The sequence below is a fragment of the Saccharospirillum alexandrii genome, from assembly GCF_043641555.1.
GTDB lineage: Bacteria > Pseudomonadota > Gammaproteobacteria > Pseudomonadales > Natronospirillaceae > Saccharospirillum > Saccharospirillum alexandrii_A.
Map to the genome: position 1 here is coordinate 1,081,439 of NZ_JBHZRJ010000001.1, position 15,016 is coordinate 1,096,454.

Annotated in this window: 16 protein-coding genes; 11 read left to right on the forward strand and 5 right to left on the reverse strand. The window is 50.2% G+C overall.

Going from position 1 to position 15,016, the window contains the following annotated elements:
* Window positions 1-188: 188 nt before the first annotated feature.
* From ACHUE7_RS04680 to ACHUE7_RS04695, 4 genes are all read right to left on the reverse strand, one after another.
* Complete coding sequence (locus ACHUE7_RS04680) at window positions 189-368, reverse strand: AlpA family phage regulatory protein (RefSeq protein WP_394168952.1); 180 nt, start codon at window positions 366-368, stop codon at window positions 189-191.
* Between the two features lie 194 nt (window positions 369-562).
* Complete coding sequence (locus tag ACHUE7_RS04685) at window positions 563-1,300, reverse strand: YagK/YfjJ domain-containing protein (protein ID WP_394168953.1); 738 nt, start codon at window positions 1,298-1,300, stop codon at window positions 563-565.
* A gap of 83 nt (window positions 1,301-1,383) precedes the next feature.
* Complete coding sequence (locus ACHUE7_RS04690) at window positions 1,384-1,602, reverse strand: AlpA family transcriptional regulator (protein ID WP_394168954.1); 219 nt, start codon at window positions 1,600-1,602, stop codon at window positions 1,384-1,386.
* Between the two features lie 93 nt (window positions 1,603-1,695).
* Window positions 1,696-2,913, reverse strand: coding sequence for a helix-turn-helix domain-containing protein (locus ACHUE7_RS04695; protein ID WP_394168955.1), 1,218 nt, complete (start codon window positions 2,911-2,913; stop codon window positions 1,696-1,698).
* Window positions 2,914-3,151: 238 nt separating this feature from the next.
* Here ACHUE7_RS04695 and ACHUE7_RS04700 point away from each other — a divergent pair, with 238 nt between their 5' ends.
* Together ACHUE7_RS04700 and ACHUE7_RS04705 are read left to right on the forward strand one after the other, a co-directional pair.
* A complete protein-coding gene (locus tag ACHUE7_RS04700; RefSeq protein WP_394168956.1) occupies window positions 3,152-3,757 on the forward strand; it encodes a hypothetical protein in 606 nt (201 codons plus the stop codon).
* A gap of 1,215 nt (window positions 3,758-4,972) precedes the next feature.
* On the forward strand, window positions 4,973-5,305 hold the full coding sequence (locus tag ACHUE7_RS04705; protein ID WP_394168957.1) for a hypothetical protein: 333 nt from the start codon (window positions 4,973-4,975) through the stop codon (window positions 5,303-5,305).
* 45 nt (window positions 5,306-5,350) lie between these two features.
* Here the strand turns inward: ACHUE7_RS04705 and ACHUE7_RS04710 are convergent, their stop codons facing one another.
* Window positions 5,351-6,277 (reverse strand): LysR family transcriptional regulator, encoded by a 927-nt coding sequence (locus ACHUE7_RS04710; RefSeq protein ID WP_394168958.1) that lies wholly within the window; start codon window positions 6,275-6,277, stop codon window positions 5,351-5,353.
* A 156-nt stretch (window positions 6,278-6,433) separates the two neighbouring features.
* On the opposite strand from ACHUE7_RS04710, the gene ACHUE7_RS04715 reads away from it, so the two are divergent.
* The 9 genes from ACHUE7_RS04715 to ACHUE7_RS04755 all read left to right on the forward strand — a co-directional run bounded on the left by ACHUE7_RS04715 (window position 6,434) and on the right by ACHUE7_RS04755 (window position 15,006).
* A complete protein-coding gene (locus ACHUE7_RS04715) occupies window positions 6,434-7,768 on the forward strand; it encodes an aminotransferase family protein (protein ID WP_394168959.1) in 1,335 nt (444 codons plus the stop codon).
* A 2-nt stretch (window positions 7,769-7,770) separates the two neighbouring features.
* Window positions 7,771-8,466 (forward strand): CoA transferase subunit A, encoded by a 696-nt coding sequence (locus ACHUE7_RS04720; RefSeq protein ID WP_394168960.1) that lies wholly within the window; start codon window positions 7,771-7,773, stop codon window positions 8,464-8,466.
* Complete coding sequence (locus ACHUE7_RS04725) at window positions 8,453-9,100, forward strand: 3-oxoacid CoA-transferase subunit B (protein WP_394168961.1); 648 nt, start codon at window positions 8,453-8,455, stop codon at window positions 9,098-9,100. The genes ACHUE7_RS04720 and ACHUE7_RS04725 overlap by 14 nt, the downstream gene beginning before the upstream one ends.
* Entirely contained in the window at window positions 9,097-10,371 is a 1,275-nt protein-coding gene (locus ACHUE7_RS04730) for an ArgE/DapE family deacylase (protein WP_394168962.1), read from the forward strand. The genes ACHUE7_RS04725 and ACHUE7_RS04730 overlap by 4 nt, the downstream gene beginning before the upstream one ends.
* A complete protein-coding gene (locus ACHUE7_RS04735; protein ID WP_394168963.1) occupies window positions 10,368-11,549 on the forward strand; it encodes an acetyl-CoA C-acyltransferase in 1,182 nt (393 codons plus the stop codon). Before ACHUE7_RS04730 ends, ACHUE7_RS04735 begins: the two co-directional genes overlap by 4 nt.
* Before the next feature lie 215 nt (window positions 11,550-11,764).
* Window positions 11,765-12,568, forward strand: a complete 804-nt coding sequence (locus ACHUE7_RS04740; protein ID WP_394168964.1) for a transporter substrate-binding domain-containing protein — start codon at window positions 11,765-11,767, stop codon at window positions 12,566-12,568.
* 292 nt (window positions 12,569-12,860) lie between these two features.
* Window positions 12,861-13,517, forward strand: a complete 657-nt coding sequence (locus ACHUE7_RS04745) for an amino acid ABC transporter permease (RefSeq protein WP_127557875.1) — start codon at window positions 12,861-12,863, stop codon at window positions 13,515-13,517.
* Window positions 13,518-13,529: 12 nt separating this feature from the next.
* A complete protein-coding gene (locus ACHUE7_RS04750; protein ID WP_348477072.1) occupies window positions 13,530-14,183 on the forward strand; it encodes an amino acid ABC transporter permease in 654 nt (217 codons plus the stop codon).
* Between the two features lie 37 nt (window positions 14,184-14,220).
* Window positions 14,221-15,006 carry an amino acid ABC transporter ATP-binding protein gene (locus ACHUE7_RS04755; protein WP_463558216.1) on the forward strand — a complete coding sequence of 262 codons (786 nt, stop codon included), beginning with the start codon at window positions 14,221-14,223 and terminating at the stop codon, window positions 15,004-15,006.
* Window positions 15,007-15,016: the final 10 nt, after the last annotated feature.

Sequence of the window (15,016 nt, forward strand, 5' to 3'; positions counted from 1 at the left end):
TGAGGTATTTATTTGGCAGTTGGGCTTGAAGAGTGCTTTAGGGAGCATTCTGGCAAGTGAATTGCCTGGGAAATGAGCGTTTTGAGATGGATGATGATTGAGCTTGGGATTGTTGAGATGTTACTAATAAACAGATAATTAGTGGGCTAGGGCTCAAGGCGCGTCGATTCAGCAGTGGGACTCTGAAGCTATCCTCGGGCTGAAAAGAGCTCTTCAACCCAACCGTTTATTTCGCTTTCCACCCAATAAACTGCCCAGCCACTTCGTGGCACTGGGCGAGGGGATACGGCTTGTTCTAAGTGTTTATATATCCTTGAGCGGGCTAGGCCGGTTTTCTTAATGACTTCTTTTAGTCTGATAATACGCATTTTAGATCACCTGAATCGTAGTGTTCAGAGAATCTGGTGACCCTGTTGGAAATGATTGGATCTAAGTGGACATGGAGGATTTTATCTTAGCTAAGTAAGTTAATAGTATTCCTAATTTTCTTCGCTGAGTAGAGTCCTCGTTTAGCCCTCAGCGTATTTGTGTATCCAAAATCATTGTCCTTGCGAGAAATTTCTTACTTGCTGCTGCTAAATTGGTGACTTATTGACCCAAAACTTTTTGTAGACACTTTGGCAAAATAACTGGCTGTATAGAATAGTTCATCATATTCCTCACCTCGCTTTATTAAAGTCGTACTGTTATCAGGGAAGGATGCTAACCCATCTTTGTGTATGCTAACCTCCCCTAAGGCACTAGCCCATGACGTTCTTATCAGACCGATGAGGCAATCTGAGTCTAATGAATCGACGCTTAACTTACTGACCTTTGAGAAGTCTAGTAGAAGTATGCACTGGTAATATGGATGGCAATCCAGTCCCAACTCCCGTATACAGAAGTAATGAATTATATTGGTCTCTTTTACCCCTCTTTCCCTGGTATGATTCGGACTACATTTAAGTTGAGTTTTAAGTGATGTTAGAAATTTGCCAAATACCTGTGGGTCAAATAATTCGGTTTTTCCAGCGAATGGAAATGGGAACTTCAATTTCAGTCGTATCGCTATTACCTCTGGGTATGCTTTAAGTGCCTGCTTTATGGTGTTATCAATACTTCTCAATCGATTGTAAACGAATGGGCCATATCGCCGCATGATGGGCATTCCATTGTACTCATATTCATGAATGATGCTTTGGTTTGACTGCGAGGAGTGACTTTTTAGGTATTGTACCTCTATCATTAGATTGTCCTTGTCACTAATTGAGCAGACACAGCCGCACTCGGGAATCTTCCAAGTTCTTAAGGTTCCTTTCATGCTGGTTTTTGTCTGTCTGTGTTAAGTATTTAGTATTTTACGGGTGAGCTCTATACGACTTTTCTAGGCGATAGTCCGAACGACTATTCCTCTGTATGAAAAGCAATAGGCTGTAGAGCCTTCTCGTCACGAATCTTCACCTTATCTTCAATCCATCCAATAATCTCTGAGTCGATCCACCCAACTGACCGGCCTCCAAGTGGGACAGGTTTTGGAAATGTACCTGCGTCGATACTTTTATAGACAGTTGATCGAGCTAGGCCAGTTTGTTCCATGACATCTTTTAGTCTGAGAATGCGCATTTTTGATCTCCTAAAACGCAGTGTTCAGAAGATCAGGAGACTCTGTAAGAAATGATAGGACCTATATGTATCTGTAGGATAATAAGATTCCGATTATTCTTTTGATATCATTTCTAACTTTACAACCTTACGATCACTCATGTCAGAAGGCAGTATTCGATACACGTCTTTTCGTGGATCCAATGTTTTTTTTATTGAGCCTGGGATTTTGTATATGCACTTTTCAGCCAAGCTATGTGATAGCTCTTCCAAGTCTGCACATAATCGATAGAACATTAGTGCTTTGCTCGAATCATTTCTATTTGGTACTTCTTGTGTATTGAGTAGTAGTATCACAAACTCTGAATGAGATATATCCTCTTGAATTCGCCATAGGCTGGTTGTGAAAATTTTGGCCTTATTGATAAGTAGCTTAGCAGCATAACGTTCTATTCCACATTGAACATAGCGCCTGGATGTTATGTTTTTCATCGTGTTAAGTGCATTCTGTTCCCATGACCCTGGGCTAATTTTGGTTCTCTTAAGACCAATTTTCTCTTTTGCCGCATCATCAGCAGAAGAAAGCCTATCATGAGGATTTGGGAAGCCAAACGTGCTTAATATTTGTTCAGTCTCCGAGCTTCCATTTATTGAAAGAAGTAATTGCTCGGCGACAATGCCAGTGCCAAAAAAGAGTTCGTGTTTGAAGTTCAGATAGTGTATTGAATTTACTCTCCCTAAAAAATCACCTTGCACAAGACCTGGAATTGATTCTTGAATAAAGTCACAAGCTCTCAATTGTTGCAAACGCCTTGTCATCTGCAGTTTAGGCACTCCACTTAACTGACTTAGCTTTGAATGGCTGCTAGTAACGACACCGGTTTCGTCTGCCTCTGACGCTAACACTAGTGCTAGCAACAAAAGCGAATTTTTCAAGGAAGTTTTCTTTGGATGTCTAAGTCTTGCGTGGATGATATCTAAACAAATGATTCCAAGTGGGCAGTTAAAATTTTTTAAAGTTGTGGAATTTTCGCTCCAACCATTAGGTTTTATAAACCAATTTTTTCTTGGCCTTCCAAAAATCCCTTGTTCCAAGTGAACATTTACTAATCCAGCTTCTTCTAACCTTTTAAGCGATCTGGAGGAAGCCTCTTTAGTGAATCCCAGTATTTCCCCTGTTTGAGCAGCCGTTTGCTTTAGACGAGTCCAGCTGTAAGTTGCATCTTCCTTGGGCTTTAAAATTCCAGCTAGCAGTATGAAGAACAGCTTTTCGTCTGCTCCAATATTTGGAATTATTGATCTAAGTATTGATATTTCGGGGGAAAACTGCATTTTAATACCTATTAAAAGACAGAATAAACGTTATTCAGATATTTATATACCTATTAAAACACAGAAAAAAAGAGATGTAAAAAGTAACTATCCACCTTTGTTTGCATTTATATGATATTTTTTATAAGGTTTTATTTAGTCTACTATCTTGAAATTTAATAATTTAAATAACGTTTTTGTTACGTAATTTAATATGCTGGATGTATCGCATTGTAATAGTTGATAGGAATCGTTAATCGTGAATAATGATAGTGGTTTTCACAAATATGCATCTCCAATGCAAATTGGAAGGCTCAATATTGAACCTGGTACATTAGACACTGGGAAAATTCGTAAATGGTTGCATGGCGCTGATAAAGCTAAGTGCCTATGGATGCATAAATACATATGGGCAAGAGTATCCGACGGGGGCGTTACAGCTGTTCCGCATGGATGGACTGAAATCGACTATCAGCAGTTTATTGAGTGGATATTATGTGGAGAGGGTTATCATTTTAGAAAATTAGATTTAACTAATAATAGGATGTCTATAAATACAGCTCGCTTACACGGCGCTGATTTGTTTTCAAGAGCGAGGAATGCATGGAATCAAAAACTCAACAGAGCAAAAAAAATTGAGCAGACTGCGAATACAATAAATGTTACTTCTGCTACTAAGAAAAGGCTCGGGTCTCTAGCCTCTCAGCATGGACTGACTGAACAAGAATTCTTAGAGATTCTAATAGACCTGATGATGGAACGCCGAGAAGTAATCAAGGATCTCGGGCAGCAACGCAAGCGAGCGAAAAGAGCCGCCCTTGCAACAGATCTTGGCTTGATTGACAATTTGAAGGGTCAGAAGTGAACAGTCTTTCAGCCATCTTCGGGCACCTCTCTTGATCCATCTCAGCTCTTCGGTGCATCAAGCGGCATTGCTAGCAATGGGTACCTGGATCATAAATCGCTGGCAGAAGAAAGCGTTCCACGGGGGTACAAAACGGCCGTTTTTTCAACTTGAGCGGGCCACAGCAGAGCAGTCTGTTGCCGGTTCAATAGGTGATGCTCGATTTGACTGGGCTTTGAGCTTGCCAGTGGATGACGCCAGTGTTGGGGGGGGGGGGGAACGAACTCAGTCAGACCCTGATCTTCAATTACCAGCTCTTTATAACACGGATAGCCATGTGGTTGGGATTCCCACCTACAGGGTGACGCTATACATCTGATCATCTCGGAATAGACCGGTAAGGTTGTCAAGATCAATGGAACCGAGGGAACTACAAGATCAACACTGAATCTCAAGATAACTGTATAGGTAACCAGTTTTGTTAATGTGATAGCGATGGTTGGAGGTGAGCAAATTGAACACGTTTTGCAATGCAGTAAGTAGTTTTAGTGTCATTTTGTGGGTGATATAGATGAGCCATTTTAGGATTCTGTTGTTTTTACTGTAAATTTTGATTAATAAAACGTCCATCTCAAGTGAAAAGTTTAGATAGGATACCGAAAATAGAAGCTAGCTTGTACTGGTGCTATCATTGGTGCTATAAAATGTTTATTAAACCTTAAATGGTCTTTATTTAAGGGATATAGTTTGTTTTATGAGTCCGGCCTCTGGTACCAAATATTAAAAAAGCCCTGATCATCTAAAAGTGATCGGGGCTTTTTTTGTGCCTTCGGTGCTACAGCCGGACTCGAACCGGCACTGTGCCGTCCAGTGCGCTGGCCCGGTCGGTCCAGCCTCTGGTACCAAATATTGAAAAAGCCCTGATCACCGAAAGTGATCGGGGCTTTTTTTATGCTCTATGGATCTGCATTGACAGAGACTGGACGGTTTTTGAGTCGGTGCGATCTGACAAACACCATTAATACGAGCAGACACCCGAAACGGTCGAATCTGTCGTGGTGCGTTAAGTGTTAACGGTCAGTCTATTGAGAGTCATCGTCAGGATACAAGCACTAGTGGGAGTCAAACAGCGATGTTGCTTATGGCGCATAGGCCGTTGACCAGTAAACGAGGTGCATGCCAATATTCAGATCTTTTTTTTAGAATACTGATTACATTAATCACAGGGAGATCGCAGTGAAGTATAGACAGCTAGTTGGAATGGCTCCTCTGCTATTGGTTCTGGTGTGTTCGGCAGATACAAGTAATCCTGACGATGTTGCCAGGGCGTTTATGGATCACGTTCAGAAAAGCGAGTTTGATATGGCTGTTCTGCATGTGTTGCCCGAAGACAGAAGTGAGTTTGAGAGTTTAGAAGAAGAACTGTCCAGAATGCCTCCCTTACCGAAAAAAATAGAGGTTGTGGTTGAGGTGAGTGGTAACCGGGGGCAGTTTACGATCCCTAACTGGAGTGATCAGGCGAGGGTCGATCTGGTGTTCAGCGATGATCGGTGGTGGATATCCGAGTAACGTCTTAACCGATTGTGAAAACCGGTTGCTCTGAACTGGCTCCGCTCAGCTTTTCAGTCTCTCGGCCACCAGGTGGTCCGGCAGTTCCGGTAGCATTTCCTTAAGCAATCCGATCAACCGGTTATTGGCCCAGTTCTGTTTGTAAACCAAACCAAAACGGTAATGAAAGGCCGGCTTGAAGGGTTTGATCAGTAGGTCATCGCGCGTCGCCTGGTGGTCGTACGCGGTAATGGGGTTGATCAGTGTGATGCCCACGCCATTGGCAACCAGCGAACAAATGGAGGCTATATTGGCTTCTGTTTTACCTGCGATGCGAATGTTTTTTTCCGAAAGGTGCAACAGTAGCTGGTCGGCAGCGAGATTAGGCTGGTTGGGAATGACCAGGTGCTGACCTTTTAAATCTTCTGTCGTGATGATGCTTGCCTTGGCCAGGCTGTGGTTTCTGGGCATCAGGCAGACGGCTTCAGTTGAGATCAATTCGTCGACCACCAGTGCCTGGCTGGTGACTGGCAGGGTAACAAACCCAACATCGAAATAACCCGCTTCAACCGCCCGAACCACTTCCGGGCTGGGCATAATGTCCAGGTAGACGCTGTATTTCGGGTTGTCACTCAGAATACGGGCAATGGTTTTAGGTACATACGCGAAACCAAGGGCCGGTGCACAGGCAATGCGTATCCGTGAAGCACCAAACTCACGTAACGCCACAATGCTGTGCTTCATATTGTCCAGATTACTCAGTAACCCCAGTATCTCTCCATAAAGCTCATCGGCTTCGGGCAGTGCGACCAGCCGCTTCTTGTGGCGCATGAATAGCGTAATGCCAATGTTTTCTTCCAGCTGCGCGAGAGATCGGCTGACGCCAGACTGGGTTATGCCCAGGTCTCGAGCCGTTCTGGTGGCCGTGCCGGTTTCGTAAAGAGTTTTGAAAATCAGCAAAGATTTCAAAGAGTTAAGGTTTATATCACTCATAACGCCAGCGCTCAGTCGCGGTTTTTTAGACAGTAACATGACTATAAGTCATCAAATAATGAAAAAACATTATGCGTTGAAATAAATTTTTAGCTGTTCCTATAATGCGGAATCGTTCAAAAAAACACCGCTTTGTGCAGAAGGAACATCGACTCAATGTCCAGCAACGCTTTGTTTTACCTGACCAGCAATGACATGCCGCTGGTCAGCCACGCCGACGGCATTTATATCTGGGATACCACAGGGCGTCGTTACATTGATGGCTGCTCTGGCGCCATCACCTGCAATATTGGTCACAACCACCCCACCGTAAAACGCGCCATGGTCGCTCAGCTCGACGAGATCGCCTTCAGTTACCGTACCCAATTTGAAAGCCAGGTCGCGCTCGATCTGGCCAGCTCTATGGTGGAACTGACAGACGGCGATCTGCAGAAAGTCTTTTTTGTCGGCAGCGGCTCAGAGGCGGTTGAGAGCGCAATCAAACTCGCGATTCAGTATTTCGTAGCCGAGGGTCAGCCTGAGCGCAGCAAATTCGTATCGCTTCGACCGTCATATCATGGCAGCACTCTGGGCGCTCTGGGGCTCACCGGCTATGAACCCCTGGAAGCGCCCTATCGTTCCATCACCATTGGCTCAGTCAAGGTGCCATCGCCGGACCTCTACCGTTACCGGGAAGCCAGTGTGGAAGAACACATTACAGCGGTGCTTGAGCAAACCGAAAGTGCCATGCTCGCCGCAGGACCTGACACTATCGCTGCCATTGCTGTAGAACCGGTAGGTGGCGCGAGCACCGGTGGTCGTATGCTGACCCGCTCGTATATGGAAGGGGTGCGCGCCCTGTGCGACCGGTATGGCTGCCTGCTGATTATGGATGAAGTGCTCTGTGGCATGGGACGCACCGGTGCCTGGTTCGCCTACCAGCATTACGGCGTGACGCCCGATATTCTGGCACTGGCCAAGGGGCTCGGGTCTGGCTATTACCCCATCGCTGCGATGATGGCGCGGCAGGAACTGGTCGACTCTGTTGGCCGCCGTGGTGGCTTTATGCATGGCCATACCTATGCCGGGAACCCGCTGGCCTGTGCCACCGGACAGGCAGTAATTGAGGTGATGAAATCGGAAAACCTGGTCAGCAATGCCGCTGAACAGGGTGTTTATTTGCGACAGCAACTCGAAAAACTGGCCAGTAAATACCCCAGCATTGGCAATGTACGGGGCATCGGCTTATTGCAGGGTGTTGAACTGGTACAAGACCCTGCGACCCAACAACCTTTCCCGGCTTCGTTTAATGCCTTTGACAAACTCACGGCGGTGGCAAAGGCACGCGGCCTGTTGATTTATCCGCGACGCTGTCTCAACGGCTTGGAAGGAGACCATGTATTAATCACCCCGCCATTAACGGTAACCGCATCGGACATCGACGACATTGTTGAGTTGTTCGACCAGAGCCTGGCTGACTTTGAACAGCTGGTTCGCGAGCAGGCAGCCTGAAGATGAAAAAGAACCGCACTCTGGAAAACGCTATTGCGGCTATTCCTTCGGGTGCCGTGATTATGGTCGGTGGTTTTGGCAACCCGGGCACCCCCTTCAGTCTGATCCGCGAGTTAGTGAGGCAGGGGCAAACTGACCTCACGTTAATCAAGAACGATGCCAATGAGGCCGGGCATGGTGTGAGCCGGTTGATCGAAAATGGCCAGGTAAAAAAGCTGATCACCACGCACATTGGATTGAACAAGGGCGTGATTGACCGGATGAACCGGGGCGACGTTGAGGTGCAGTTTCATCCCCAGGGCATGCTGGCGGAAAAGATTCGCACCGCAGGGGCCGGCAGCTTTGGTTTTCTGACTGATATCGGCATCGATTCCGAGATTACCCGACCTGAAGACTTGCTCGACTGGCAGGGCAAAACGTACAAGGTGGAAATGGCGCTGTCGGCCGATTTTGCATTGCTTCATGCCGCGCGCGCCGACTGGCTGGGCAACCTGGTGTACCAGGGCTCGGCTATTAACTTCAGCCCGCTGATGGCCATGGCGGCGAACCATGTCATCGTCGAGACGCCGAATCTGGGTGCGCCGGGCTGTTTTAAACCGGAGCAGGTGCACACACCGGGTGCCTTTGTCGACAGCGTGGTACCGCTGGCATCACTCACCTCAGACTATGGGATTCTGGAACATCATGTCCGTCGTTGAACGCATTTTACGCCGGGCTGTGATGGAGATCGCACCCGGCAGCATCCTTAATCTCGGTATTGGTTTGCCGACGCAAGTCATGCATTACCTGCCGGATGACTTCGATGTTCAGATTCATTCTGAAAATGGCATTCTCGGTGCCTGGAAGCAAGCGGCGCCGGAACACATGGACCCTTTTCTCATTGATGCCGCTGGGGCTTACGTTTCGCTGCGCGAAGGCGCGAGTCTGTTCGACAGCGCTGTGTCCTTCGCGATGATTCGCCGTGCCCGGCTGGACCTTACCATGATTGGTGCCTTCGAAGTTGATGCGCACGGCAACCTCGCCAACTGGAAAATTCCGGGCAAGTTTTCGCCGGGTATTGGTGGCGCTATGGAGTTAGCACAGAAGACCCAGCGCATCGTCGTGCTCACCACCCATACCGACAAACACGGCAACCCGAAAATTCTGAAAACCTGCCGTTTGCCACTGACCGCCAAGGCCTGCGTCAGCCGGATCATTTCAGACCTGGCCGTGATGGACGTGACCGACCAGGGGCTGGTGGTACGCGAAAAACTGATTGAGATCAGCGATGCCGACTTGCAGGCGCTGACTGAGGCCGAGCTGACTTTTGCCACTGAAGGAGGCGCGGCATGAGCCTGACAGAGCGCGAAAGCGACCTGCTGACCAGTGCCGATGCCGTCTTCCCGGATGCCCTGGCCTTTGTTGAAGACATGGTAAAAACCTATGCCGTTCTGGGTCAGGAGCAGGCGGTGCTGAACTGTGTTGAAAGCCAGATGGCCGACCTCGGCCTGCCCGTCACCCGAGTTGGTATGCACAAGGCGCAGTTGGCAGAGCATCCGCTTTATGCACCCGTGCTCTGGGATCACGAGAGTAAATACAACCTGGTTTCCTGTTTAAACCCCAAGGCACCCGGTAAAACTCTGGTGTTTAACGGCCACCTGGATGTCGTTCCCGCCGACCCCTTTGATATGTGGACCCTGGCGCCTAATAAACCCTGGCGACACGATGGCTGGTTGTATGGACGCGGCGCTGGCGACATGCAAGCCGGTGTGGCGGCGATGATTTACGCCGTACATGCTATTAACCAGGCTGGCTACCAGGTGACCTCCCCGCTCACCGTGCAAACCGTCGTTGAAGAAGAGTGTTCGGGTAACGGTGCGTTGGCCTGCTTGCACCAGGGCTATGGCGGTGATTTTGTGCTGATTCCCGAGCCTTTTGGCCCAACCCTCTATTCCGGCCAGGTCGGTGTGCTCTGGTTCAAGCTCGGTGTGCGTGGCAAGCCTGTGCATGTTCAGGCCGCTGGCACAGGCATTAACGCCATCGAAAAACTGCAACGGCTGATTCCCTGGCTGCAGGACCTGGAATCTGAGCTTAACGAACAGCATCGAACAGGCCCATACCGGGAAATCGACCATCCCTTTAACCTGAACATTGGCGCCATTGCCGGCGGTAACTGGCCATCCAGCGTGCCGGCGTTTGCCGAAATGGAAGGCCGCATTGGTTTTCCCCCAGGCATGACCGCCAATGACATCATGCAACGCGTCAGCCACTGCATTGATCAGGCCTGCTTGAAAGACCCGGCGTTCGTTGAAGAAAGACCGGTGTTGAGATTTCATGGTTTTCGCTCCGAGGGGCACCTGGTCGATACCGGCAATCCGGGTATTGAGCTGTTATCTCAATGCCACCACAGCCTGACCGGTGCCGACCCCAAACCCTACTGGTCTACTGCCACCACCGATTTGCGCGCCTTTCATTTCTACAACCGAACCGGCGGCACCTGCTACGGACCGGTCGCCAAAAACATTCACGGCGTCGATGAGTGCGTCAACATCGAATCCATCCGTCACGTACTGCGAGCCTATGTGCTGTTTATCAGCCGCTGGTGCCAACTGGAGCCGTTATGAAACCGGTTTATTTAACGCATTACCAGCGCACTGCATTCAGCCGGGCGCACCCGAAAAAAGCCGGTGTCGATGCCTTTGAAAACTGGCCGGCAGACAGGCTGATGGCCCAGCTGATTAATCACAGCCTGGCGGAAACCGGCATTGCGCCCGAACGCATCGATGATCTGAGTCTGGGCTGTGCACTGGCGGTAAAAGAACAATGGAGCTTTGGCGGGCGGTATCCGTTGATGCAAAGCCGTTTGGGTGATCAGGCGGCCACACGCATGATTGACCAGCAATGCGGCTCCAGTCTGGCGGCACTGCGTTTTGGCATGATGTCCGTCGGATGTGGGGCTACAGAGATTGCACTGGCCGGTGGCTTTGAACACATGACGCGCGTCCCTATGGGCCCTGCCTTGTTCAAGGAAGGGGTACTGGGTGTGCCAGCCATGCCGGGTGATAACGGCAAAAACTATGACATGGCGGTCGCACTGAACATGGGCCTCACCGCCGAGCAGTTGGCGACGGCCTCGGGCATCAGCAGAGAGCAGATGGACGCCTTCGCCTGTCGCTCGCACCAGCGAGCACACGCCGCCCAGCAAGCCGGTTTTTTCAAAGACGAAATATTGCCGATTAACGTCGCGGCCTCGGAACCCTTCGCTCAGGATGCGTGCATCCGGCCCGATACCCGGCCAGAAGCCCTGGCGCAATTGTCGCCAGCTTTCAGTGAAAGCGGAAACATCACGGCGGGTAACAGCTCACCACTGACCAGTGGTGCGTCGCTGGCCATGCTGATGTCGGAAGCGGCGGTTAAAGATAGCGGTGCAGATCCGCTGGCCCGGGTGCTCGCTTGCGTGGACCGGGGTACCAAGCCGGAAATGATGGGGCAGGGGGTTGTGCCGGCGGTTGAGCGCTTGCTGACGCAAACCCATCTGACCGTCGACGACATTGATCTTTGGGAAATCAACGAAGCCTTCAGTGTAGTGCCGCTGTATGCCCGGGAAACTCTGGGTATTGATGACGAAAAACTGAACATACACGGAGGCGCTCTGGCCCTTGGCCACCCACTGGGTGCCACCGGGGTTCGACTGGCCGGTACGCTGGCACGCTCGCTGCAGCTTACCAGTGGCCGTTATGGCATAGCCGCTGCCTGTATTGGGGGCGGCCAGGGCATTGCCTTATTGATTGAACGAGTCTGAACGGCAGGGCGTTGCCGTGGGTTCAAAATACACAGCAAATAACCAGGTTTTGACAGGAGGTGACTACAGCACTAACCGGAATCAACACAATAACTAATCTGGATGGGTTACAACGATCGATCCTGGCTCAACAGGTACGGTCATTGACCAGTGTGAAGAGGGGCAATGCATCGATGAATGCATTGTTTTAATAAAGTCTGAACAGGAATAAGAACATGAAGACACTGACTAAAACATTCTCACAAACTCTGGCGGCCGCAGCCGTGATTATAGGGGCAACCGCGATGGTGGCCCTGCCAACCCAGGCACGTGACCTGCCTGAAATTCGCGACGACGTTTTTCAGGTCGCCAACTCCGGTGCCTACCCTCCGTTCAGCTTTGTGAATACGCAGGGTGAACTGGTGGGCTTCGATGTTGATATCGCCAAGGCGCTGGCCGAAAAAATGGGCGTTGAGGTTGAAGTGCAGTCGTCCCCCTGGAATGGCATCATCGCCGCACTGGCTGGTGGCCGGTTCGATGCCTGCATCTGCAGCATGAGCGTAACCGAAGAACGCCAGAAAGCGGTTGATTTTACCGATTCCTACTACAGTGCCGGCCTGTCGGTATGGGTGCAGGAAAGCACTGATGACATCAGCAGCATCGATGACTTTTCCGGCAAGCGCGTGGGTTCCACCCTGGGTGAAACCGGTAACCAGTGGGCCGTCGAAAACGGGGAAGGCGAATGGCGCAACCAGACCTTCCAGGGCCTGCCCGACATGATGAACGGCCTGACCACTGGCCGCATTGATGTGATGATCGCCGACGACGTACCCGTTCTGGTCGCGATGCAGGAAAATGCACCTGCAATCAAGATGGTCGATGTCGGTGAACTCCCTCGCTGGCCTGCAGCCATCTCCATCCAGAAGAACAAACCTGAGCTGATGGAAGCCTTGAACGTTGCCTTGGCTGAAATTAAGGAAGACGGGACCTACCAGGACATCGTCGACAAATGGATTGGCGAAGGTGCCAATATTGAGTAAGGGCTGATCAAGAGAGCCAGCACATAGCGATTGGATTGCTGGCTCTCAAAGCTTCAAAACTCGACTTTGACACGGCACTGTGGATAAGAGCTGGGTGCAGGGTTTGCTTATCAGGGGGAGTCCCAAGTATGGATCGGTCCGACGCTTCGTCTGCGGTCTAGGCTCCATGGACGGATTGAGTGGGCGGCATCCCGCACGACCCCTAAGAAGCAAACCCTGTATCCAGCGCGGACCACTGTCGATGTTGTGGCCAAGTCGAGAACTTGAACAACAACAGCAAAAAGGTATGACCATGGACTTTGACTTGATGGTCGAGGTGACGCCCCTGTTGATCAGGGCGGCCTGGGTTACGATCGATATCTCTTCCCGCGCCATTTTCTTCGGCTTCTTTGTGGCGTGTGGGCTGGTGTTTTTACAGACCTTCCGCTTTGCCCCCATCCGCTGGTTTGCCCGCGGTTATATCAGTGTGATTCGAGGAACACCCTATTTCGTTCAGTTGTTGCTGGTGTTCTATGGCGGGCCTAGCCTTGGCTTGCGACTCGACCCCATTACCTGCGGTGTCGTCGTTGGTGCGTTTAATATCGGCGCCTACATGAGTGAGGCGATTCGCGGCTCTATCGAGTCTGTTGATAAAGGGCAGAGTGAAGCCGCCCGGTCACTGGGTTTCGGCAAGGTACAAACCATGGTGTCGATTGTGCTGCCGCAGGCGGCCAGCCTGATGATTCGTTCCGTGGGTGTGCTCGCCATTGTGCTGATCAAGAACTCCTCGCTGGTGTCTATTATTTCGGTGGTTGAGTTGACCTATCAGGCACAGCGTTTGATTGGTTCTACCTATAAACCGCTGGAAATTTTCACCCTCAGTGCGCTGATGTACATCATCATTATTTACGCGGTGATGGGCATCATTGAATTAGCCTATCGTCGGGCAACCCGGTACACCACTCAATAGGAGGTCGCTCAGATGGAGTTTGATTTTACGCCCGTTGTAACCTACTTCCCGACTCTGTTGAAAGGTGTTGGTGTAGGGTCACTGGTGGCCATCGCTGTTGCGCTGATGTCGGTTGTCGGTGGGCTGGTGGTTGCCGTGATTTCGATTTATACAAAGAAAGTCGTGAGCTGGCCTTTGCGGTTTTTTATCTGGTTGTTTATGACCACACCGCTGCTGTTGCAGCTCTACTTCCTGTACTTTGGGCTGGGCGAGTGGATTCTGATTCCAGCCATTGTGGTCGGTATTCTTGGCCTTGGCTTTCACTACATGGCGTACAACGCCGATATTTTCATTGCCACCATCAAGTCGGTATCCGACGGGCAATATGAGGCCTCCCGGTCGTTGGGCTTTGGTCACTGGAACACCATTTTATACATCATTGTGCCCCAGGCGTTTATTCGCTCCATCCCTCAGTTGGGCAACAACATGATTTTAATGGTAAAGGATACCTCGGTGCTCTCTGCCATTGGTGTGGCGGAGCTGGTGTATGCCTCCCAGTATGCGATCAGCGTGTCGTTCAGACCGTTCGAATTCTTTATTGTCATCGCTCTGATGTATTACGTAATCAATATTCTGATGGAACTGGGCCAGGCTTGGCTGGAGCGGCAGACTGCCTACCGTCGCTGAGTTGTCCTGATAAACAATTAAGATACTGGAGCTTTTTATGAGCACAGAACAATCAACAGATACACCCATGGTAGAAGTGCGCAACGTGCATAAGCGCTTTGGTGACCTGGAAGTATTGAAAGGCATTAACCTGACGGTTAACCGTGGCAAGATCATTTCCATCATCGGGCCTTCCGGTTCCGGCAAGAGCACCCTGTTACGATCGGTCAATCACCTGGAGGTGATTGATGAAGGCGCCATCCTGCTCGATGGCGTTCAGGTAAACCGGCCAGATATGAAGGGCCTGGCCTTTGAGCGACACATCAACACCATTCGCCAGAATATGGGCATGGTGTTCCAGCATTTTAACCTGTTCCCGCACCTGTCGACCATCGATAACGTGACCCTGGCACCGCGCAAGCTCAAGGGAATGGATAAAAAGGCCGCCCGCGAACTTGGTATGGAGCAGCTGGAGCGGGTGGGCCTTGCGGAAAAAGCCGATGTCTTTCCGAACTGGTTGTCCGGCGGACAAAAGCAGCGTGTTGCCATTGCCCGGGCACTGGCGATGAAACCCAAGGTGATGCTGTTCGACGAAGCCACCTCAGCGCTCGACCCTGAACTGGTCGAGGAAGTAAATCGGGTAATGCGCAGCCTGGCTGATGAACACATGACCATGCTGATCGTGACTCACGAAATGAGTTTCGCGCGCGATGTCTCCGACTGGGCTTTGTTTATGGACGGCGGTGTGGTGGTCGAGGAGTGCACCCCGGACAAACTGTTCAGTAACCCGGACCAGGAACGTACGCGTAACTTCCTGCAAAAACACCTCGGCAATAACCATTAGGCGGTGCATC